The 521-nt window shown below is 62.0% G+C and carries 1 protein-coding gene and 1 pseudogene; one reads left to right on the forward strand and one right to left on the reverse strand.

What is annotated here, in order from left to right:
• The coding region (locus TR36_RS14410) for an ATP-binding cassette domain-containing protein (RefSeq protein WP_153010600.1) at window positions 1-281 on the reverse strand (281 nt) is incomplete at its 3' end.
• A 33-nt stretch (window positions 282-314) separates the two neighbouring features.
• Between TR36_RS14410 and TR36_RS16225 the strand changes: the two are divergent.
• Window positions 315-521, forward strand: a pseudogene (locus tag TR36_RS16225) (ABC transporter ATP-binding protein/permease); the annotation flags it as partial.

Raw genomic sequence — 521 nt, forward strand, 5'->3', positions numbered from 1 at the left:
CACGGCAGCAGGGTCGGGCGCTGGAAAACGATTCCCACGTCATCGCGCGGTCCCTTGATCGGGCTGCCGAAAACCTCTACCTGGCCGTCGCTTGGCAGCATCAGCCCCGACAGCAGCCGCAGCAGGGTGGATTTGCCGCAACCGGACGGCCCGAGAACCGAGACGAATTCATGCCGTTCGATCCGGAAATCGAGGGCGTGCAACGCATGGATCGGCGCACCGCTCTTGCCAGGAAACACCTGCTCTATGTCTTTGAAATGGATGGCAGGGGGGGTCCGCATGCGCCAGATCCTTTGGAAAGGGGCGGCAGGCCGGTGGGGACTGCCGCGCTTCTTTTGCTGATCTTTCCGGCGATCATTCCATTGTATCACTGGCGGCGGCCCGCCTTGGGCCGTGGAAAGCGGATTTTGAGCCAAGCCCACCAAAGCGCCAGCGCCGATGTTCTGGAATATACTCAGGGCTTGCCAGTACTACGAGCGGCGGGGCGTGCTGGTGAAAAAGCCGCGCGTTTGACGCAAACC

The organism is Falsirhodobacter sp. alg1 (assembly GCF_000739715.2).
Lineage (GTDB): Bacteria > Pseudomonadota > Alphaproteobacteria > Rhodobacterales > Rhodobacteraceae > Falsirhodobacter.